Origin of the sequence: Streptomyces sp. NRRL S-455 (assembly GCF_000717875.1) — a bacterium.
GTDB lineage: Bacteria > Actinomycetota > Actinomycetes > Streptomycetales > Streptomycetaceae > Streptomyces.
The window spans coordinates 314,790-334,036 of the sequence record NZ_JOCT01000011.1 but is presented as its reverse complement, the minus strand read 5'-3'; the positions used below and the strand labels follow the sequence as shown (position 1 = coordinate 334,036).

Genomic DNA, 19,247 nt, shown 5'->3' with positions numbered 1-19,247 from the left:
GCCTGTTCCCTGGGCGCCTCCGGCCGCTACGCGGGCAGCGCCGGCGCCTCCCGTCTCGGCCGCCTCGGCCGGTCCCCGCCCGGCCCGCCGCCCTCGCCCTGCGCACGCGCCGACGGCAGCCGGATCACCACGTCCAGGCCGCCGGTCGCCGCCGCGCGCAGGGTCGCCTCGCCGCCGCTGGCGTGGGCCAGGCGCTGCACCAGGGCCAGCCCGAGTCCCGTGCCGCCCTTTGGGGCACCCGGGGCGCGCCAGAACCGGTCGAAGGCGCGGACCCGCTGTTCTTCCGTCATGCCCGGGCCCTCGTCGGTGACGTGCAGGTCGACCCAGCCGGGACGGTTGTCGCGCAGGGTGCGGCGGGGCGGGGCCTGCACCCGCAGTTCGATCGTGACGGTGCTGCCGGCCGGGGACGCCCGCAGGGCGTTGGAGAGCAGGTTGTCCATGATCTGCTCGACGGCTCCCGGCACCGCGAGCACCGGGCCCACGCTCCCCGCGAACAGCACCAGGGAGACGTCCTCCCGCGCGAACAGCGGCTGCCAGGTGCGGTGCCGTTCCGCGCAGACCGCGCCCAGGTCGACGGCCGCGGGGATGGCCGCGTGCTCCTCGAGCCGGGCCATCGCCAGCAGGTGTCCGACCATCCGGGCCAGCCGGTCCGTCTCCGTGACGGCGGCGGTGAGGTTGCCCCGGGCGCGCCTGGCGACGTCCGGCTCCAGATTCTCCAGGCGCAGTCGCAGCGCCGCGAGCGGCGTCTTCAGCTGGTGCGAGGCCTCGCCCGCGAACGCCCGCTGGGAGGACAGCAGATGGGCGAGCCGGGCCGCGGTGTGGTTGAACGCGGCGGCCAGACTGCGTACTTCCGGGGGCCCCTTCGTGATCGTCACCGGGGTGAACCGGCCGCCTCCCTCGGCCAGCTCGCGGGTGGCGTGCTCCAGTTCGCGGATGGGGCGGCCCGTCCAGCGGGCGAAGGCGAAGCCCACCCCGGCCACCGCGGTCAGCACGGCGAGTCCGCCCAGGGCGAGCAGCAGCCACACGTGGTGAACGCGCTCGTGCACCGTCCGCGTGGGCACCGTCAGCCACACGGCAGCCGCCGGCCGCGCCTCCTGACCGACCGGTGCCGCCACCGACAGGTACTCGACCCCGCCGATCCTCGAGGTGCGCACGTCCACGGTCGAGGTGCCTCGCAGCGCCGCCGCGATGCCCGGCCGGGCGGCCAGGGCGCCGGACGTCCTGGCGTCCAGCGGGTGCGAGGTGGCGAGCGGCGCGCCCGACGCGCCGACGATCACCACCTTCCCGCCGATGCGCTGAGCGCAGTGCACCACCCGCCCGGGCAGGTCCCGTTCGGCCCGCCCCGCCGCGAGGGACAGTGCCGCGTACGCCGAGACCGACTCGGCCTCGTCCTTCGCCGCGCTGACCACCCGCTCCCGCTCCCCGCGGGAGTAGACGAAACCCAGCGGGATCTCCAGGCAGAGCAGCACCAGCGCGGCGAGGCTGAGGTAACTGAGCAGCAGCCGGCGGGTCATGGAGAGGCCACCTGCGGCGCGTTCGGACCCGTGTGCACGGACAGCCGGAAACCCACGCCCCGCAGGGTCCGGATCCATGCCGGGTGACCCAGCTTGCGGCGCAGCGCGGCGACGTGGACGTCCAGTGTCTTGGTCGGGCCGTCGTAGTGCTCGTCCCACACGCGGTCCAGGATCTGCTGGCGCGAGTAGACCGCGCCCGGGTCCTCGCTGAGGAGCGCCAGCAGGTCGAACTCCTTGGGCGTGAGCGGCACGGGCGACTCGCCGACCCAGACCTGACGGGTGCGGCGGTCCACGACGAGCGGGCCCGGGGCCTGCGCGGAGTCGGGGGCGGAGTCGTACGACGGTGCGGCAGGGGCTTCGTAGGAGAGGGCCGGAGCCGGTTCGTGGGTGGGAGCCGGGGCGGGCGGCTCGTACGCCTGCTCGGCGGGGTTCGCGGCCTCGGGGAACGCTTGCTGGGTGCGTTGCGTACGGCGGGTCACGGCACGGACCCGGGCCACCAGCTCTCGCACGCTGAAAGGTTTCGCCAGATAGTCGTCGGCGCCCAGCTCCAGACCCAGGACGCGATCGGCCTCCTCGCCACGCGCGCTGAGGATGAGGATGGGCACGTCCGAGACCTGCCGGATACCGCGGCAGACGTCGATGCCGTCCATGTCCGGCAGCCCCAGGTCGAGCAGGACGACGTCGTGGTACGGACCTCTCAGGCCGTCCGTGCCCGTGGCGACGTGGTCGACCGTCAGACCGAAGTGGCCGAGCCCTTCGGCGAGCGGTTCGGCGATCGTCTCGTCGTCCTCGATGAGCAGTACTCGTATGCCCATTCGTCCTGTCTCTCCGTGTGCCGGCATGAATCCGGGGCAGTGTGAATTCACTATCCCTGCCCAGGAGTTCACACGCTACAAGACAGCCGTTCGTATGTATATCCACGACAAAGAATGTTCAATTCCTGGACGGGTGCAGGGCTTGGCTTAACCTTCCGCTGTAGGTCGTCCGTCTACGGTGTGGTGCACAGGTTGAACTCGCAGCTCAGGAGGCGGAGTTGAAGGCTTTGCTGGACCGCGCACGCACGTTCAGGACGCGCATCGATTTCGACAGCGGCGAATACCGGAAACTGGCTGAAGGGCAATATCCGGAGGCGCTGTTCATTACCTGCTCGGACTCGCGGGTCATACCCGCACTGATCACGGGCGCACGGCCCGGAGAGATATTCGAGCTACGCAACGCGGGCAATATCGTTCCGCCCTACGGACGGCCCGGGGCCTCCGGAGAGGCGGCCACCATCGAGTACGCACTGGAGGTGCTCGGGGTTCAGGACATCGTGGTGTGCGGTCACTCACACTGCGGCGCGATGGGCGCGCTGAAGTCCGGCGACGACCTGTCCGCGCTGCCCGGCGTCGACGCCTGGCTCCGTATCGCCCGCCCCGAACTCACCTCCGTCCTCCAGACCGCTCCCGACGACCCGTCGCTGCCGGAGGTGTCCCAGGGCAACGTCGTCAACCAGCTGGCCGCCCTGCGGAGTTACCCGATGGTGCGCCAGCGGCTCGACGCGGGCCGGCTGCGGCTGCACGGCTGGTACTACGAGGTCGACACAGGGTTCGTGTACGAACTCGGCGACGACGGCGACTTCCGGGTGCATGCCGCGTGAGCGGGGCGCACGCGAGGGGCCGGGCACGGGGTGGTGCGCCGGGGGGCCGGCCGGGCGGTACCGGTGGGGGTGCTGCGGGCTGGGGGTCAGCTGGTTCCGGTGGAGGTGACGCGGACTGGGGAACGGGAGGTTTCTCCGGCGGTGACGCGGACTGGGGGACGGGCGGTTTCTCCGGCGGTGACGCGGACTGGGGGACGGGAGGTTTCTCCGGCGGTGCCGCGGACCGGGGGGCGGGGAGCCGCGGGGAGGGGACGGCGGGCTGGTCGTCGGCGGCGCCCCAAGGGAGTTCCGCGGACTGGGGCTCGGCCGGGCCCGAGGGGAACGCCGGGGGCTGGGGCGCATCCGATGTCGCGGAGGGTGCCGCGGACTGGGGTCGAGGCGGTCGCGGGGAGGCAGCCGCGGACTGGGGGCCGGGCAGTCGTGGGGAAGGGGCCGCGGGCTGGGGATCCGTCGGCGGCCACGCGGGGGGTGAAGCGGACTGGGGGCCTGCGGGTTACGTCGGAGGGAGCACCGGCCGGCAGACGACAGGGCCGGTGGGCGGACGCCTGGGGAGCCCGATGGGCGGCCCGTCCGGGCGCACGCTGGGTGGTCCCCCGGGACATGGGGCGGGTCGTTCGCCCGGACGAGGGGCGGGCCCCGGTGGCGGCCCGGCACCGGGCGAGGCCGGACGGCCGGCGGGAGGGCCGGTCGGCGGTGCGCTGGGCGGGCTGCTCGGCCGGGTGACGGGTGGTGCGAAGGGCGCCGGCGGCAAGGGTATGGCCAAGGGCGATCTCGTCACCGACCTCACCGCCTCGCTCGTCGTCTTCCTCGTCGCCCTGCCGCTCTGCATCGGCGTGGCCGTCGCCTCCGGCGTGCCGGCCGAGCTCGGGATCATCTCCGGGGTGATCGGCGGTCTGGTCGTCGGCGCGGTCCGGGGCAGCACGCTCCAGGTCAGCGGCCCGGCCGCCGGACTCGCCGCGCTCGTCGCCGAGACCGTCGCCGAGGTCGGCGTGGCCATGCTCGGCGTGATCGTGCTGTTCGCCGGCCTCCTCCAGATCGTGCTGGGACTGGTGAAGCTGGGCCGGATGTTCCAGGCCATCTCGGTCGCCGTCGTCCAGGGCATGCTGGCGGGCATCGGCGTGCCGCTCATCTTCAGCCAGGCCTATCCGCTGGCCGACGCCAAAGCCCCCGGCACCGCGCTCGAGAACATGGCCGGAATCCCCGGGCTGCTGGCCGGCATCCTGACGAACCCGCAGGCCATGATCGCCACTCTGCTCGGCGTCGTCACGGTCGTGCTCAGCTTCCTGTGGAAGAAGGTGCCGGGCCCGGCCGGGAAGATACCGCCCGCCCTGGTCGCCGTGGGCATCGGCATCGTGGTCGCCGCGCTGCCCGGCGTGGACGTGAAGACGCTCCAGGTGGGCAACCTGCTCGCGTCCGTACAGGTGCCCGGGGCGGAGCAGTTCGCCCGGCTCACCGACGGGGCGATCATCACCGCCATCCTCACCTTCACGGTCATCGCGTCCGCCGAGAGCCTGTTCACGGCCGCCGCCGTGGACCGCATGCACAACGGCCCGCGCACCCGCTACAACACCGAGCTGATCGCCCAAGGCGCCGGCAACACCGTCGCGGGCATCCTCGGCGCGCTCCCCATCACCGCGGTGGTCGCCCGCAGTTCGGCCAACGTGCAGGCCGGTGCCAAGACCCGGCTCTCCCGCACCCTGCACGGCCTGTGGCTGCTGCTGTTCGCGCTGCTGCTGCCCCAGGTGCTCGCGCTGATCCCGATCTCGGTGCTGGCCGGTGTCCTCGTGCACAGCGGCTGGAAGCTGTTCGCGCCCGCGGAGTTCCCGAAGATGTGGCGGCAGGACAGGGGCGAGTTCGCGGTGATGACGATGACCATGCTCGTCATCGTGGCGACCGCGCTGCTGGAGGGCGTGCTGTTCGGCCTCGCCGCGGGGATCGTGCTGGCCGCCCTGCGCATGTCGCAGACCGTGATCCGGCAGCACATCGAGGACGACACGGCGAAGGTCGTCATGGCGGGCAACGCCACGTTCCTGCGGCTGCCACAGGTGATCGAGGCGCTGGAGGCCGCCGCCGCGTCCGGCAAGCAGCGGATCCGGCTCGACCTGACCGGCGTGACGCACCTGGACCACGCCTGCCGCAACCAGGTCGAGGAGTTCACCGCCCAGCAGCGGGGCCTGGGACTACGGGTGGAACTGCTGATGCCGGACGAGAAGAAGCCGGCCCGCCCCCCGGCCGCCGGGCCCGCCGCTGAGGCTCCGGCGCCGCTGCCCCGGCGCCCGGTCGCCGCGCCGGCGGAGGAACCGGTGGGACCATCGCCCTGGCCCTCCGCCGACGCCGAGTGGTTCTACCTCGACACCCGGCCACTCCCGGAGGAACAGCGGCCGGGCTCGCCCCTCGTGGGCTGATCCTCTGCCGGCATGCCGCGGTGGCGGGCGCGCGCGAGTACGCGTGCCCGCCACCGCGTGCGCCGGGGCGGATCAGCCGCAGTTGCCCGTGATCCACTTGTGGGAGCGGACCTTGTACGTACCGGCCAGGTTGCCGCCGTGCTGCTGCCGGGTGCAGCCGACCCGGTCGGTGTAGTTGGCGCCCTTGTAGTAGGCGACTCCGCTGTAGTTGCCGGTGCCGGCGTTCCACACCGACTTCACGTTGGTCGTGGCGGCCCAGGAACACTTGATGGCGCCGCTCTGCCAGTCCGGGTCGGCCGCGTCCCACGCACACTTCCGGCCGGTGAAGTTGGCGCCGGTCCAGAAGCAGATGTCCCCGGTCGCGCAGTCCACCGCGGTGGGAGCGGCCGGCGCCGCGGACGCGGAGCTGGGCACGGCCAGCACGGTGGCGACGGCGGCACTGACGGCGAACGCCGCGAGCAGCGGCCTGGTGCGGTGGGTGCGGCGTGCGGAAAGGCGCATGAGCCTGGTCTCCTCGAAGGTCGTGGCCCGGTGGTTCGGACGGCCCGACGCTGGCAAGGCACGACCGGGCCGGGCAAGGAGAACGGGGCCGGCCGGGACGCTGGGATGACAGTGCGCCGCCCGACTGGCGCGTTCCACGACCGTTGGGACGGCCACGGGACGGCTTTGGTGGCACAGTGGCGCTTCGAGGCGCCCGACCAGTGCCCTGTGGGGATCCGAGGGGGGAACACCCGATGCCTGCGTGCCCAGAAACGGAGCGGTTCGCCGCGCTGTTGCGTTCGCTGAAGAGCCGGTCCGGGCTCAGTTACGAGGCCCTCGCCAGGAAGTCAGGACTGTCCGGCTCGACCTTGCACCGCTACTGCCGTGGCACCTCGGTGCCTCAGGACTACGGCAGCGTCCACCGGCTCGCCACGGTGTGCGGGGCGGCACCGGACGAGCTGCGCACACTGCACCGGCTGTGGGCCCTGGCGGACGCCGCCAGGAACGCCGCGGCCGGTGCCGAGGACGAGGGAGTGGGGCGGAAGGCCGGTGAGGAGCCTGAGCGGGAAGCGGGGCGGAAGGCCGGTGAGGAGCCGGAGCGGGAAGCGGGGCGGAAGGCCGCCGAGGAGCCGGAGCGGGAAGCGGGGCGAGGAGCGAGGCGGGAAGCGGGGCCAGAAACGGGACGCGGAGACGAACAGGACTCCGGGCACGACGGGGAACAGGAAACCGGCGGATCAGCGGTCCGTGACCCCGCCGGGGAACCGGCGGATACCGACGCGAGGCAACGGCCCGTCGGCCCGTCACGCCGACGCCGCCTCCGCACGTCGGTCCTCGTCGCCGCGATCGTCGCGGCCGTCAGTGTCTCCGCCTGGGCACTGACGAACGGCCGGACACCGTCCGGCAGTGGCAGCGGCGGCGGTGGACGGGGCCCCGGTGACGGGCGTCCGTTGTTCTCGGCCAACTGCCCACCCGTGATCGCCATGGGCGAGCACGACGAGTGCGTACAAGAGGTGCAGCGGCTGCTGCACGCCAAGGGAGCGGACATCGACGTCGACGGGAACTTCGGACCGCAGACCCTGCGCCGCGTCACCGCCTTCCAGGTGCTCACCGGTCTCCGGCCCAACGGTGTCGTAGCGGAACCCACCAAGAAGGCGCTCTACACCTCGGACGTCCGGATGGGCGTCTGGCCGCCGGAGAAGGTGCGCGAGCGGGTTCGCGAGGTGTTTCCCGAGGTGCCGGACAAGGCCGTGGCCATCGCCGACTGCCAGTCGTTCCTCGATCCGCTGCACATCCTGCCCAACACCAACGGCACCCGGAACTGGGGCCTGTTCCAGATCTCCGACGCCCGGCTGCGCGAGCTCGGAGGCACTCCGCGCCAGGCCCTGGACCCGGAGTGGAACATCCAGGCCGCGAGAAAGCTGTGGAGCCGGGAGCGCGACTTCGGCGACTGGCCGCACTGCGCCCGAGCCGCCGGCTCCACACCGTCGCCGACATCCAGCGGCTCCTCGTAGGCTGGTCGTGCCACCGCGGAGGGAGCCCGCCATGCCCGGATGGACCACGCACGACATCCCCGACCAGAGCGGCCGCGTCGCCGTCGTCACCGGCGCCAACAGCGGGCTCGGCCTCGTCACCGCACGGGAGCTGGCCCGCAAGGGCGCGCGGGTGGTGCTCGCCTGCCGGAGCGAGGCCCGGGGGAACGCGGCCCTGGACCGGCTCCGTGCCGAGCTGCCGGGGGCCCGGGCCGAGCTGCGGCTGCTCGACCTCGGTGACCTGGCCTCGGTGCGCGCGTTCGCGGCCGGTTTCCCCTACGAGCGGCTGGACGTGCTCGTCGACAACGCCGGGGTGATGGCGCTGCCGTACGGGACGACGGTGGACGGCTTCGAGACGCAGTTCGGGATCAACCACCTGGGGCACTTCGCGCTCACCGGCCTGCTGCTGCCGGCGCTGCTCGCCGCGCCGGGGGCGCGGGTCGTGGCCGTCTCCAGCCCGGCGCACGCGCTCGCCAACATCGACATCACCGACCTCAACAGCGAGCGGCGCTACCGGCGCTGGACCGCCTACGCCCGCTCCAAGACGGCCAACCTGCTGTTCACGCACGAGCTGGCGCGCAGGGCGGCGGCCCACGGCAGCGGCCTGGTGGCGGTCGCGGCCCACCCCGGGTACGCGGCGACCAACCTCCAGACGGCAGGTCCTCAGGCTGAGGGCCGCCGGGCCGCCGAGCGGTTCATGCGGATCGGCAACCGCTTCTTCGCCCAGTCGGCGGAGGCGGGCGCCCTGCCGATCCTGTACGCCGCGACAGAACCCGGCGTACCGCCCGACTCGTTCACCGGCCCGTCCTTCGCGATGTGGCGCGGGGCGCCCGCCCCGTCCTGGCGGGCGCCCTGGACCCTCAGCGGCCCGGCCGGGGAACGGCTGTGGGCCGCGTCGGAGGAGCTGACCGGGGTGACGTACGGCGCCTTCAAGGCATGACGCCCACCGCGGCACGGCCACCGCGGCACGGGCACCGAGTCGTACGTCGTCCGAGGGGCGAACAGCGGTGTGGGGTGTGGGCCCGCAATCGGGGTGGAGTCCTTCATCGCGGGAGGGAACAACTCAGTCCGCCCGGTCCAGCTGACTGTCTATCCTTGCGACCATGACTGCCCAGCCTCCGGAGCCTTCTTCGCGCCCTGCCTTACCTGGAGAGCTCCGTGCCTCTCACGATGACCGGGAAGTGGTGGTGGAGCAGCTGCGTGATGCGGCAGCCGAGGGGCGAATCGATCTCGACGAGCTGGATGCGCGCCTGGAGCAGGCGCTGAAGTCCAAGACTCACGCCGAGCTGGCCGTCCTGACCGCCGACTTGCCGAAGCTGCATTCCCCTGCGAGCCGGCTGCCGCTGGTCCTCAAGGGCGGCATGCTCGGCGCGTCTCGGGGTCCCGGGCGCTGGGAGGTTCCCGGGCACGTGATCGCTCACGGAGGCGTGGGGGGTGTGAAGATCGACTTCACCCGGGTTGAGTGCCGCCTCCCGGAGGTCGCGGTGGAGGCGTACGGGGAGACATCGGGTGTCACGATCGTCATCCCCGACGCCTGGGCTGCGGACACCAGCGGCATGGATCCCGGCGTCGGCGGCCTGAAGGACGAGACCACTTCCGACCGGCTCCCGGGAACTCCGCTGATCCGGCTCACTGGGTCCGGCGGCCCGGGCGGAGTGGTCATTCGCCACCCCAACCGCCGGGAACGGCGCAAGCTGCACAGCAACCCGACCTAGGCCGTCCGGGTTCTGTACGGTGCGCAACGAGAACACCCCTCCGAAGAGGGGCGTTCTCAGCCGGGCGCTCCTAGGCGGTGCGGACCTTGTACACCGTCACCTGTACCGCCTCGTCGTCCAGGCACTGCCCGGAGGCCAGGTCGAAGCGCTGCTTGAGCAGCGGGGAGGCGACGAAGGGGCGGCCCTGGTGGGTGCCGGTCAGGCCGCGGGAGAGGACCGCCGCACCGGTGAACGGGTCGCGGTTGTCGATGGCGTAGAGCTCGCCGGAGCGGTCGCGGAAGATCGCGGCCTGGCGGCCGTCCGGCAGCAGTGCCGCCACCCCGCGGCCCGGGAGCAGCGTGCTCAGGTCGCAGACCGGGAACCAGTCGCCGTCCAGGGCGAGTTCGATCTTCAGCTCGGTGGTCTCGGGTGCCAGGGTCATCGCTGGGTGCTTCCTTCCAGAACGTCGGCGGGTCGCATACCGATGGACAGCAGCGGCAGGTCGGGCTTCATCTGGTCGCGCTCCGGCACGAAGGCGACGACCGGGTCCGGGGTGTCCGGGGCGTTCACGAAGGACACGAACCGGGCGAGCTTCTCGGGGTCGTTGATGGTCTCGGCCCACTCGTCGCGGTAGTGCGCGACGTGCGCCTGCATCAGCTTCTCCAGCTCGTCGCAGATGCCGAGCGAGTCGTGCACCACCACGTCGCGCACGTGCTCCAGACCGCCGGGGATCCGCTCCAGCCAGGTCGAGGTGCGCTCCAGCCGGTCGGCCGTGCGGATGTAGAACATCAGGAACCGGTCGATCAGGCGGATCAGTTCGGCGTCCGACAGGTCCTGCGCGAGCAGGTCCGCGTGGCGCGGGGTCGCGCCGCCGTTGCCGCCGACGTAGAGGTTCCAGCCGTTGGCGGTGGCGATGACGCCGAAGTCCTTCGACTGGGCCTCCGCGCACTCGCGCTGGCAGCCGGAGACCGCCGACTTGAGCTTGTGCGGGGAGCGCAGGCCCCGGTAGCGCAGCTCCAGGTCGATCGCCATGCGGACGGAGTCCTGGACGCCGTAGCGGCACCAGGTCTGCCCGACGCAGGACTTCACCGTGCGCAGCGACTTTCCGTAGGCGTGGCCGGACTCGAAGCCGGCGTCCACCAGCCGGGCCCAGATCAGGGGCAGTTGCTCGACGCGGGCGCCGAACATGTCGATCCGCTGACCACCGGTGATCTTCGTGTAGAGGCCGAAGTCGCGGGCGATCTCGCCGATGACGATCAGCTTCTCCGGGGCGATCTCACCGCCGGGGATCCGCGGCACGACCGAGTACGAGCCGTTCTTCTGCAGGTTGGCCAGGAAGTGGTCGTTGGTGTCCTGCAGGGACGCCTGCTCACCGTCGAGGACGTAGCCGCTGGCGCCGATCGCCGGGGCGAGGGAGGCGATGATCGAGCCGACGGTCGGCTTGCAGACCTCGCAGCCGTCGCCGCCCCGGGCCTCCTCGCGGCCGTAGCGGTCCAGCAGCTCCTGGTAGCTGTTGATGCGCAGGGCGAGGACGATCTCGTACAGCTCCTCGCGGGTCTGCCCGAAGCAGCCGCACAGGCCCTTGTCGACCTCGATGCCGCTGGCCTCCAGCTCGGCGTTGACGAGCTGGCCGAGGACCTTCACGCAGGAGCCGCAGCCGGTGCCGGCCTTGGTGCACTTCTTCACCTCGGGCACGGTCGTGCACTGGTGGTCGGTGACCGCGCCGCGGATCGTGCCCTTGGAGACGTTGTGGCAGGAGCAGACGATCGCGTCGTCCGGCAGCGCGGACGGGCCGAGCTGCACGGACTCCCCGGCACCGGCCGGCAGCACCAGCGACTCGGGGGAGACCGGCGGGACCGAGCCGGTGAACGCCTTCAGCGTGCCGTACGCCTCCGCGTCGCCGACCAGGATGCCGCCCAGCAGCGTCCCGTCGCGGCCGATGACCAGCTTCTTGTACAGGCCCGCCCGGGAGTCGGAGTAGACGACGTCCAGGCAGTCCTCGGCGGTGCCGTGCGCGTCGCCGAAGGACGCCACGTCCACACCGAGCAGCTTCAGCTTGGTGGACAGATCGGCGCCGGTGAAGGACGCCTCGTCGGAAGCGATCGTCGCCGCCGCGGTCTCCGCCTGCTCGTAGCCCGGGGCCACCAGGCCGTACACCCGGCCGTCGGCGGCCAGCGCGCACTCGCCGATCGCGAAGACGTGCGGGTCGGAGACCGTGCGGCACTGCTCGTCGACGGTGATACCGCCGCGCTCGCCGACCGTCAGACCGCAGTCCCGGGCGAGCTGGTCGCGGGGCCGGACACCGGCGCTGAACACCACCATGTCGGTGGCCAGTTCGGAGCCGTCGGACAGCTTCATGCCGGTCACGGCGCCGTCCTCGCCGACGACGATCTCCTGAGTGCCCACCCCGGTGTGGACGCTCAGGCCCATCTCCTCGATGGTGCGCAGCAGGGCGGCGCCACCGCCCTCGTCCACCTGGACGGGCATCAGCCGGGGCGCGAACTCCACGATGTGGGACTCGACACCCAGGCCCTTCAGCGCGCCCGCGGCCTCCAGGCCCAGCAGCCCGCCGCCGACCACGGCACCCGTGGTGGCCCTCGTCTTCGCGTACTCCTCGATCGCGAGCAGGTCCTCGATCGTGCGGTAGACGAAGCAGCCCTCGGCGTCCTTGTTCGGGACCGGCGGCACGAACGGGTACGAGCCGGTGGCGAGGACGAGCGTGTCGTACTCGAAGACCTCACCGGACCTGGCGGTGACCTTCTTCGCCTCACGGTCGACGGAGACCGCCGGGTCGCCGACGTACAGCTCGATGCCGTGGTCCTTGATGAACTCCATGTCCGTCATGGACAGGTCCTCGGGCGTCTTGCCCGAGAAGTACGAGGTGAGGGCGACGCGGTCGTAGGCCGGACGCGGCTCCTCGCAGAGCACGACCACGCGGTGCGTGGCGGTCAGGCCGCGCTCGGCGAGCGCTTCGAGGAAGCGCTGGCCGACCATGCCGTGGCCGACGAGCACGATCGTGGGGGTGGCCCCCAGGGTGGCCGTCATCAGGAGCCTCCATCGTTGGTGAGCAGGTGGAGCAGCGGGCCGCCGTCGGAGGGGAGCGGCTCTGCTCCCTCCCAGGCGCGGGCGAGCGCGCCGACGGTGCCGAGTTCGCCGACGAGGACCCCGCCGACCAGGCGGTCGTCGCGGACGACGACCTTGCGGTAGGTGCCGCGGGTGGCGTCGGTGAGCTGGACGACGTCGTCGCCCGGGAGCGCCTCGGTCTCGCCGAACGCGGCGAGGTCGAAGGGGCTGTCGTGCCCGTTCAGCGTGAGCCGGGTCAGGGAGCGGGTGCCGGTGTAGCGGGCGCTCGCGTCACCGGCGAGCAGTTCCGCGAGGGCGTCGGCCTGTTCCAGCGCGGGGGTGGCGAGCCCGTAGAGGACGCCGTCGTGCTGGGCGCAGTCGCCGATCGCGTGGACGGCCGGGTCGGAGGTGCGCAGCTCGTCGTCGACGACGACGCCCTTGCGGACGTCGAGGCCGGCGGCCTCGGCGAGACCCACCCGGGGGCGGACCCCGCAGGCGACGACCACGAGGTCCGCGTCGAGCGCGTACCCGTCGGCCATCTCCACGGAGCGGACGGCGCCGCCCACGCAGCGCACGTCCCGGACGCGGCACTCGGTGTGCACCTCGACGCCCAGGTCGGTCAGGTGCCGCTTGACGAGCTTCGAGGCGGCCGGGTCGAGCTGGCGCTCCATCAGCCGCTCGGACTGCTGGGCGAGGACGACCTGGGCGCCGCGCAGCGCGAGCGCACGGGCAGCGGAGACCCCGAGGAGCCCGCCGCCGATGACGACCGCCCGCGCCCCGGCCCGGACCGCCTTGGAAAGGCCCAGGCAGTCGTCCATGGTCCGGAAGGCGTGGACGCCCTCGGGCAGGACGTGGTCGGGGGTGAACAGCCCGCGCAGCGGCGGCAGAACCGGGTTGGATCCGGTGGCCAGCACCAGCCGGTCGTATGCGATCACCGAGCCGTCCGCCAGTACGACGGTCTTCCCGTCCCGGTCGATGCCGGTGACCCGGCCGCGCCGCAGCTCCGCGGGCGCCGGCAGGGCGATCACCTCGGGGCTGTAACGTCCGGCCAGCACCTCGGCGAGCAGCACCCGGTTGTAGGGCCGGTGCTCCTCCTCGCCGATCAGCAACGCGGGCGTGCCGAGCTCACCGAGCCGCCGGGCGAGCCGTACGCCCGCGAGGCCGGTGCCGATCACCACCACACGCTCATTCGAGGTCATGTCCTTGAGCGTGCGATGCCGGTGTTACCCGGCAGCATCACGTCTGTTTCCCACGGGGAACGCTGCCCTCAGCGGGGGCGGGGGGCGGGTGTGAGGCTTTCTGAGGTGCGGCGACGTGGGAGTGTGAGGGTTCCCGGGGTGCGGCGACGTGGGAGTGTGAGGGTTCCCGGGGTGCGGCAGACGACGGGCTGTGAGGGTTCCCGGCGTGCGGCAGACGACGGGCTGTGAGAGGGCGTCGCTCCGGCCTCGCATAAGGTCTCGATCATGCCCGACATATCCCTGACCGTGATCGTCCTGCTCTGCCTCGCGGCCCTCGCCGCCGGATGGATCGACGCCGTGGTCGGTGGCGGCGGGCTGCTGCTGTTGCCGGCGCTGCTGCTCGGACTGCCGGCCGGGACGCCCGCCGCACACGCGCTGGGCACCAACAAGGCGGTCGCGATCGTCGGTACGACGGGCGCGGCGGTGACGTATGCCCGCAAGGCTCCGGTGGATGTCCGCACCGCCGTCCGCATCGGACTGGCCGCCCTCGCCGGATCCTCCGCCGGGGCCTTCCTCGCGGCCGGGATGAGCACCGAGGTGCTCAAGCCGGTGATCATGGTGGTGCTACTCGGGGTCGCGGCCTTCGTGATCCTGCGGCCCGCCTTCGGTACGGCCCCCGCGACCGGCCCGGCCACCCGCCGCCAGATCCTCGCGGCGATCGGCCTCGCGGGCCTCGGCATCGGCTTCTACGACGGTCTGATCGGCCCCGGCACCGGCACGTTCCTGGTCCTCGCCCTGACCGCCCTCCTCCACCTCGACCTGGTCACCGCCTCCGCCACAGCCAAGATCGTCAACTGCTGCACCAACGCGGGCGCCCTCGCCACGTTCGCCTGGCAGGGCGCGGTCCTGTGGCAACTGGCCGCCCTGATGGCCGTGTTCAACCTCGTGGGCGGCACCCTGGGCGCCCACACCGCCCTGAAGAAGGGCAGCGGCTTCGTCCGCGTCGTGCTGCTGACGGTGGTGTTCGCGCTGGTGGCGAACATGGCGTACGAGCAGTGGGCGGCCTAGATGTGCTGTCCCGGAGCAGGTCGGCCACCGTCTCTCCGGCGGGGACGCCAAGGCGGGCGCCCACCCGGCCTCGACGGGGCATCCGCACCCGGATCAAGACCTGCAACCTCGATCCGGAGCGGTTCGTCCGGTCGAAGACCGCGGACAGAGACTCAGGACATCAGGCCTTCTTTGCGTGCCACGGGCTGCAGGATCCGGCTTGCACGTTCAGCTTCGGGTAACTGCCCCGGCAGGCCCTGAAGGTGACGTAGTACCCCTCGGTGAAGTCCTTGTTCTTCGCGCGCCATCCTGCTTCGACACCGTCAGGGTTCCAGATGCGTCCGGAGCGCACCTTCTCGCCGGTGGTGGGTACCTGCAAGTACCACTCGATGACGGCTGAGAGTCCATCCTCCCAGGTGTCCCTGACGCCGAACCAGTCACCGTCATGGTAGAAGCACGCCTGGGACCACGAATCGCCGGAGGTGCACATCGCACCCCTGTCCGGCCCTCCTGTGGAGGTAGCGCGTTCGTCCCCGTCCACCGCGGAGGCGCTGGTGATGGTCAGCATGGTGGCGGCAGCGATGCCGCCGATGACTGTAGCTATGCGCGATCTTGCTCTCATCCGCGAATCGTATGCCAAAGGTTCACGCTGCGGGCACTCCAAGTCGTAGGCCAGTGCCCGTGGTTGCTGTCGACGTCATGGCCGGAGAGGCGCGCTCCGGGAGCCCGATCGGCCCCGGCTACCCCTTACGCAGCTGTTCGGCCTGTGCTGATCCCACCTGGGTGGCGCGGTGCAGGTACCGCTCGATCACCGCGAGCTCCTCGTCGGTGAAGTCGTCGAGGACTCCCGCGAAGGCCCTGCCCGGCTCGTCCCACGCAGCGTCCGCCTCCGGGGCACGCCGCGCGGTGAGCGAGATCCGGCTCCTCCTGCGGTCCTGCGGGTCGGGCTTCCTCTCGACGAGCCCGGCTCGCTCCAGCCGGTCGACGAGTCGGGTGGCCGAACCGGAGGTCAGGCCGGTCAACCTGGCGATCTCACCCGTGGTGAGAGGTTCGGGTTCGAGGCCGAGCAGGCTGATGCACTGCAGGTCCGTCGGATGCAGCCCGAGGCGGTCCGCCATGGCCTGGTTGAAGAGGGCGTAGGCGGCATGCTGACGCCGGGCGGCCACGGTGACGCCCGCGAGCAGGTCCGCGCGATTCCGGTTTGACACGACTCGGCCTCCACCTTCAGTATCTGCGTCACGCATCATCTGCGTCACGCAGATGATGCGTGACGCAGATACTACCTCGTTGGAGAACACTGTGAGCACCTTGCCTGCTGAGCGGATGCGCGAGCTGTACGGCCGCTGGTCCGAGTTATGGCGCGGAGACTTCAGCCATGCCCCGGAGATCCTCGACCCCGACTTCGTCGTGCACCAGGCCCGGCCGGACGGCAGCGACTCGGAAGCGTCGAAGGGTCCCGCGCGACTGCTGCCCGAGATCGAGCAGACCATGGCGGCGTTCGGCGACATCACCATCACCGTGGACGTCGGGCCGATCGTCCAGGGCGACCTGATCGCGGCGAGGTGGACGATGCGCGCCCGCTACACGGGTGGCCTTGACCATGCGACGGCACCGGTCGGTACGCCGATCGCCTTCAGCGGCCACGACATCCTGCGCGTGTCCGGCGGCAAGTTCGCCGAGTACTGGACCTGCACCGACGTACTGGCCGGTCTCACGCAGCTCGGCGCCATCTCCGGCCCCAACGGCCCGGCCCGGCCGAACGCCTAGGCGGACACCCCCGGCCGCAGGCCGAGCAGCTCGATGATCCCGGTCCCGTCCTCCTCGCCGTGCCCCTGCGCGAGCCGCCGCTCCATCAGCTTCATGTACGGCGTCAGCAGCTCCGGGCTGACCCGCTGCTCCTCGGCGGTGCGCAGCAGCGTGGCGTTGCCCGCGACCTGCATCGCGAGGTTGGAGACGACGTTCCTGGTGTAGTCGCCGGTCTCCAGTTGATCGGCGGTCTGGTGCACGGCCGGTGCCATCGCGGTCAGCCACTCGGCGAGCAGTGGCGCGAATTCCTTCGGCGCGACGTCCTCTCGGCGGATCAGCGCGAAGGCGTGCGTGATGCCGGCGAACATGCCGGTCATCGCGCTGAGCAGCGCCACGTCGTGCAGCGCGGCGAAGCCCGCGTCGGCACCGACGTAGCGGGTGCGGGCCGGCACGGCGAGGGTGTCGCGATGCTCGGCGAAGAGCTCGGGCGAGCCGCTGTAGAAGACGTAGCCGCCGGACTCCGGGGCGCCGATCATCGGCGGTACGGCCATGATCCCGCCGTCCAGGAAACGGGCACCGCGCGCGGCCGCCCAGGAGGCGCGGCCACGGCCCTCGGCGGGGGAGCCCGTGGTGAGGTCCACCAGGTCCCGCCCCGCGAGGTCCGCCCCGTCGAGGGCCGCCTCCACCGAGGCGTCGTCGAGGAGGCAGACGACGACGAGCCGGTTCGCGGCCACCGCCTCCGCGGCGGTCCGGGCGACCGTGGCGCCCTCGGCGGCGAGGGCCTCGGCCCGCGCGGGTGTGCGGTTCCAGACGGTCACCTCGTGCCCGGCGTCGAGCCAGGCGCGGGCGAGGGCCGTGCCCATCGCGCCGGTGCCGAGGAGGGTCAGGGGAGCAGGGGAGTCAACTGGGTTGTCGGTCATGGCGTTTAGGCTCGTCGGAGGGGGCGGCCCGCTCAAGTACGCACTTAGAAGTGGGTGGTTACCCCGGGGGAAGGATGCAGGCAGAGGGAGGGGGAGGGGTGTCGGGTATGGCGACGGCGGGGCGGCCGGGGGCGTACGTCTGCGGGATCGACGCGGCGATGGACCTGATCGGCGGCAAGTGGAAGGTGTTGATCCTCTGGGCGCTGAACGAGCGGCCCCACCGCTTCGGCGAGCTGCGCCGGGAGCTGCCCGGCGTCACCGAGAAGGTGCTCGCCTCACATCTGCGGGAGTTGGAGTCCGACGGTCTCGTGCACCGCGAGGCGTACGACGAGGTGCCGCCCCGCGTCGAGTACTCGCTGACCCCCCGGGGCGTCTCGCTCAACGAGGCACTGGAACCACTGGGGGCATGGGGAAGGGCCAACGTCCTGGGCGGGTCACCGGCTGCCGGTCGGGAGGGCGCGCGAACACCGTGACGGCCCTGGCCCCCCGGGCCCCCTCCGGGCCGCGAGGGGCGTCGGACCCGAAGGGGGAGGGGTGCGCGGTACCGGCGACGGACAGCGGAGGGTGTCCGTCAGATCCCGTCGCCTCTCGCCCGGCGATGCAGGAGCCAGGTACCGCCCGCGGCGGCGACGGCGAGAGCCGCCACACCGGCCGCGGTCTGCACGGGGTCGGGGCCCAGGGCGCCGCCGACCCCCGTCTTCACACTCCCCCGGGGGCGCACCTGCTCTCGCACGGGCGTCAGCGTCACCACCAGGTCACCGGTGACCCGCCGGCCGCTCCCGGTGCACGTCGCTCTGATCTCGTACGTCCCCGGGTGCGCGCTCGGCGGCACCCTGAACCGCCCGGTCGCGTCCCGCACGTCCGCGCCCGGCGCCAGGCTGAGCGAACCGGCCCCGACCGCGCCGGCGTCGACCGTCGCCGTGCCGCCCTCCCCGCAGGCCGCGGTACGGACCGTGACCTGGTCGCCCGGCACGACCGAGGACGGGTGCACCCGCACGTCGTCGGCGGGCACGCCGTACGCGGGGGCGACGGAGAGTGCCACGGCGGTGACGGCGAGGGCGGTGCCGGTCAGCGGCCGGGCGGTACGTCGCATCGATGCTCCTTCGAGCCGTTCGGTCGTGCACCTGCCCTATCGAGGTAACGGGCAGCGAGCCGACCGCGCTTTCTGATGTACCGTCAGAATTGGGGTGAATGGGTGTCAGGGTGGATGGGCGCTACGGCCTCTTGAGGTGGTTTCTGCAGGTCACAGGCGTTCACTGGGCGGGGCGGGGAAAAACCCGGGAGACGCGTGTGAACGGGTGACCCGAGGGCGATCCGCGTCACGGCTTGACCTCAAGCATGGTTGAGGTACGAGGCTCTGCGGCATGAACACAACCGCTTCCCACGCAGCCACCGCTGCCCAGCAGTCCGCGACCGGCCCTCTCCGTGTGACCCTCGTCGTCGGCAGCAACCGCCACGGCCGCTTCGGCCCCGTCGTGGCCGACTGGCTCCTGAGCCGCCTCCGGGACCGGGACGACCTGGTCGCCGAGGTGGTGGACGTCGCCGACGTCGAACTGCCGACCTCCTTCGAACAGACCCCCGAGGCGACCGCCGCGCTGTCCGGCGTCACGCCGAAGCTGGCCGGGGCGGACGCCTTCGTGGTGCTCACGCCCGAGTACAACCACTCCTTCCCGGCGGGTCTGAAGAACCTCGTCGACTGGCACTACGGCGAGTGGCGGGCCAAGCCCGTCGCCCTCGTCTCCTACGGCGGACTGGCCGGCGGTCTGCGGGCCGTGGAACACCTCCGTCAGGTCTTCGCCGAACTCCACGCCGTGACCGTCCGCGACACCGTCTCCTTCCACAACGCCGGCGCCTCCTTCGACGACGAGGGCACCCTGCTGGACCCGACGGGCCCGAACGCCGCGGCGAAGGTCATGCTGGACCAACTGGTGTGGTGGGGCAGGGCGTTGCGGGAGGCCAGGGGGAGGTGGCCGTACGCGGGCTGACCCGCGGCCACCCTCCTGAAGCGGGCCGCTCGCCTCCGCGGCGCCCC

General features: G+C 72.1%; 19 protein-coding genes. 9 read left to right on the top strand and 10 right to left on the bottom strand.

Annotation, left to right across the window (positions count from 1 at the left end; all coding sequences use genetic code 11):
- Positions 1-26: 26 nt before the first annotated feature.
- The gene (locus tag IE97_RS0116360) at positions 27-1,514 is read right to left on the bottom strand and encodes a sensor histidine kinase (RefSeq protein ID WP_030239546.1); all 1,488 of its coding nucleotides are present in this window, start codon (positions 1,512-1,514) and stop codon (positions 27-29) included.
- Positions 1,511-2,329: a response regulator transcription factor gene (locus tag IE97_RS0116355; protein WP_030239541.1), complete on the bottom strand. Its 819-nt coding sequence runs from the start codon at positions 2,327-2,329 to the stop codon at positions 1,511-1,513. Before IE97_RS0116355 ends, IE97_RS0116360 begins: the two co-directional genes overlap by 4 nt.
- Positions 2,330-2,547: 218 nt before the next feature.
- On the opposite strand from IE97_RS0116355, the gene IE97_RS0116350 reads away from it, so the two are divergent.
- Both IE97_RS0116350 and IE97_RS0116345 read left to right on the top strand, forming a co-directional pair.
- A complete protein-coding gene (locus IE97_RS0116350) occupies positions 2,548-3,153 on the top strand; it encodes a carbonic anhydrase (protein WP_030239537.1) in 606 nt (201 codons plus the stop codon).
- A gap of 755 nt (positions 3,154-3,908) precedes the next feature.
- Positions 3,909-5,558 (top strand): SulP family inorganic anion transporter, encoded by a 1,650-nt coding sequence (locus IE97_RS0116345; RefSeq protein WP_234331825.1) that lies wholly within the window; start codon positions 3,909-3,911, stop codon positions 5,556-5,558.
- Positions 5,559-5,630: 72 nt separating this feature from the next.
- On the opposite strand, the gene IE97_RS0116340 is transcribed toward IE97_RS0116345, so the two are convergent.
- Positions 5,631-6,059, bottom strand: coding sequence for a peptidase inhibitor family I36 protein (locus IE97_RS0116340; RefSeq protein ID WP_037836953.1), 429 nt, complete (start codon positions 6,057-6,059; stop codon positions 5,631-5,633).
- Positions 6,060-6,292: 233 nt separating this feature from the next.
- On the opposite strand from IE97_RS0116340, the gene IE97_RS0116335 reads away from it, so the two are divergent.
- The 3 genes from IE97_RS0116335 (at position 6,293) to IE97_RS0116325 (ending at position 9,282) form a co-directional block, all read left to right on the top strand.
- Positions 6,293-7,549, top strand: a complete 1,257-nt coding sequence (locus tag IE97_RS0116335) for a helix-turn-helix domain-containing protein (protein WP_030239527.1) — start codon at positions 6,293-6,295, stop codon at positions 7,547-7,549.
- Positions 7,550-7,580: 31 nt separating this feature from the next.
- Positions 7,581-8,507: an oxidoreductase gene (locus tag IE97_RS0116330; protein ID WP_030239524.1), complete on the top strand. Its 927-nt coding sequence runs from the start codon at positions 7,581-7,583 to the stop codon at positions 8,505-8,507.
- A gap of 163 nt (positions 8,508-8,670) precedes the next feature.
- Complete coding sequence (locus tag IE97_RS0116325) at positions 8,671-9,282, top strand: DUF1707 SHOCT-like domain-containing protein (RefSeq protein ID WP_030239520.1); 612 nt, start codon at positions 8,671-8,673, stop codon at positions 9,280-9,282.
- 70 nt (positions 9,283-9,352) lie between these two features.
- On the opposite strand, the gene nirD is transcribed toward IE97_RS0116325, so the two are convergent.
- The 3 genes from nirD to IE97_RS0116310 are packed head-to-tail and all read right to left on the bottom strand — an operon-like array spanning position 9,353 to position 13,523.
- Complete coding sequence (nirD, locus tag IE97_RS0116320) at positions 9,353-9,703, bottom strand: nitrite reductase small subunit NirD (protein WP_030239516.1); 351 nt, start codon at positions 9,701-9,703, stop codon at positions 9,353-9,355.
- Positions 9,700-12,306 (bottom strand): nitrite reductase large subunit NirB, encoded by a 2,607-nt coding sequence (nirB, locus tag IE97_RS0116315; protein WP_030239511.1) that lies wholly within the window; start codon positions 12,304-12,306, stop codon positions 9,700-9,702. Before nirB ends, nirD begins: the two co-directional genes overlap by 4 nt.
- Positions 12,306-13,523, bottom strand: coding sequence for an NAD(P)/FAD-dependent oxidoreductase (locus tag IE97_RS0116310; protein ID WP_030239506.1), 1,218 nt, complete (start codon positions 13,521-13,523; stop codon positions 12,306-12,308). The genes nirB and IE97_RS0116310 overlap by 1 nt, the downstream gene beginning before the upstream one ends.
- 264 nt (positions 13,524-13,787) lie before the next feature.
- Between IE97_RS0116310 and IE97_RS0116305 the strand changes: the two genes are divergently transcribed.
- A complete protein-coding gene (locus IE97_RS0116305) occupies positions 13,788-14,570 on the top strand; it encodes a sulfite exporter TauE/SafE family protein (RefSeq protein WP_030239501.1) in 783 nt (260 codons plus the stop codon).
- A gap of 160 nt (positions 14,571-14,730) precedes the next feature.
- Here IE97_RS0116305 and IE97_RS0116300 read toward each other — a convergent pair whose 3' ends face one another.
- Both IE97_RS0116300 and IE97_RS0116295 read right to left on the bottom strand, forming a co-directional pair.
- Complete coding sequence (locus tag IE97_RS0116300) at positions 14,731-15,171, bottom strand: hypothetical protein (RefSeq protein ID WP_158708301.1); 441 nt, start codon at positions 15,169-15,171, stop codon at positions 14,731-14,733.
- 118 nt (positions 15,172-15,289) lie between these two features.
- Positions 15,290-15,757, bottom strand: a complete 468-nt coding sequence (locus IE97_RS0116295) for a MarR family winged helix-turn-helix transcriptional regulator (protein WP_030239495.1) — start codon at positions 15,755-15,757, stop codon at positions 15,290-15,292.
- Between the two features lie 91 nt (positions 15,758-15,848).
- Here IE97_RS0116295 and IE97_RS0116290 point away from each other — a divergent pair, with 91 nt between their 5' ends.
- Positions 15,849-16,316, top strand: a complete 468-nt coding sequence (locus IE97_RS0116290; protein WP_234310799.1) for an ester cyclase — start codon at positions 15,849-15,851, stop codon at positions 16,314-16,316.
- Here the strand turns inward: IE97_RS0116290 and IE97_RS0116285 are convergent.
- The gene (locus IE97_RS0116285; protein WP_030239487.1) at positions 16,313-17,215 is read right to left on the bottom strand and encodes an NAD(P)-dependent oxidoreductase; all 903 of its coding nucleotides are present in this window, start codon (positions 17,213-17,215) and stop codon (positions 16,313-16,315) included. The two genes, IE97_RS0116290 and IE97_RS0116285, sit on opposite strands and share 4 nt — an antisense overlap.
- A gap of 107 nt (positions 17,216-17,322) precedes the next feature.
- Between IE97_RS0116285 and IE97_RS0116280 the strand changes: the two genes are divergently transcribed.
- On the top strand, positions 17,323-17,688 hold the full coding sequence (locus IE97_RS0116280; RefSeq protein ID WP_030239473.1) for a winged helix-turn-helix transcriptional regulator: 366 nt from the start codon (positions 17,323-17,325) through the stop codon (positions 17,686-17,688).
- Positions 17,689-17,786: 98 nt separating this feature from the next.
- On the opposite strand, the gene IE97_RS0116275 is transcribed toward IE97_RS0116280, so the two are convergent.
- Positions 17,787-18,308, bottom strand: a complete 522-nt coding sequence (locus IE97_RS0116275) for a hypothetical protein (RefSeq protein ID WP_030239468.1) — start codon at positions 18,306-18,308, stop codon at positions 17,787-17,789.
- Positions 18,309-18,579: 271 nt separating this feature from the next.
- Between IE97_RS0116275 and IE97_RS0116270 the strand changes: the two genes are divergently transcribed.
- Positions 18,580-19,200 (top strand): NADPH-dependent FMN reductase, encoded by a 621-nt coding sequence (locus IE97_RS0116270; RefSeq protein WP_051705003.1) that lies wholly within the window; start codon positions 18,580-18,582, stop codon positions 19,198-19,200.
- The last annotated feature ends 47 nt before the right edge of the window (positions 19,201-19,247 follow it).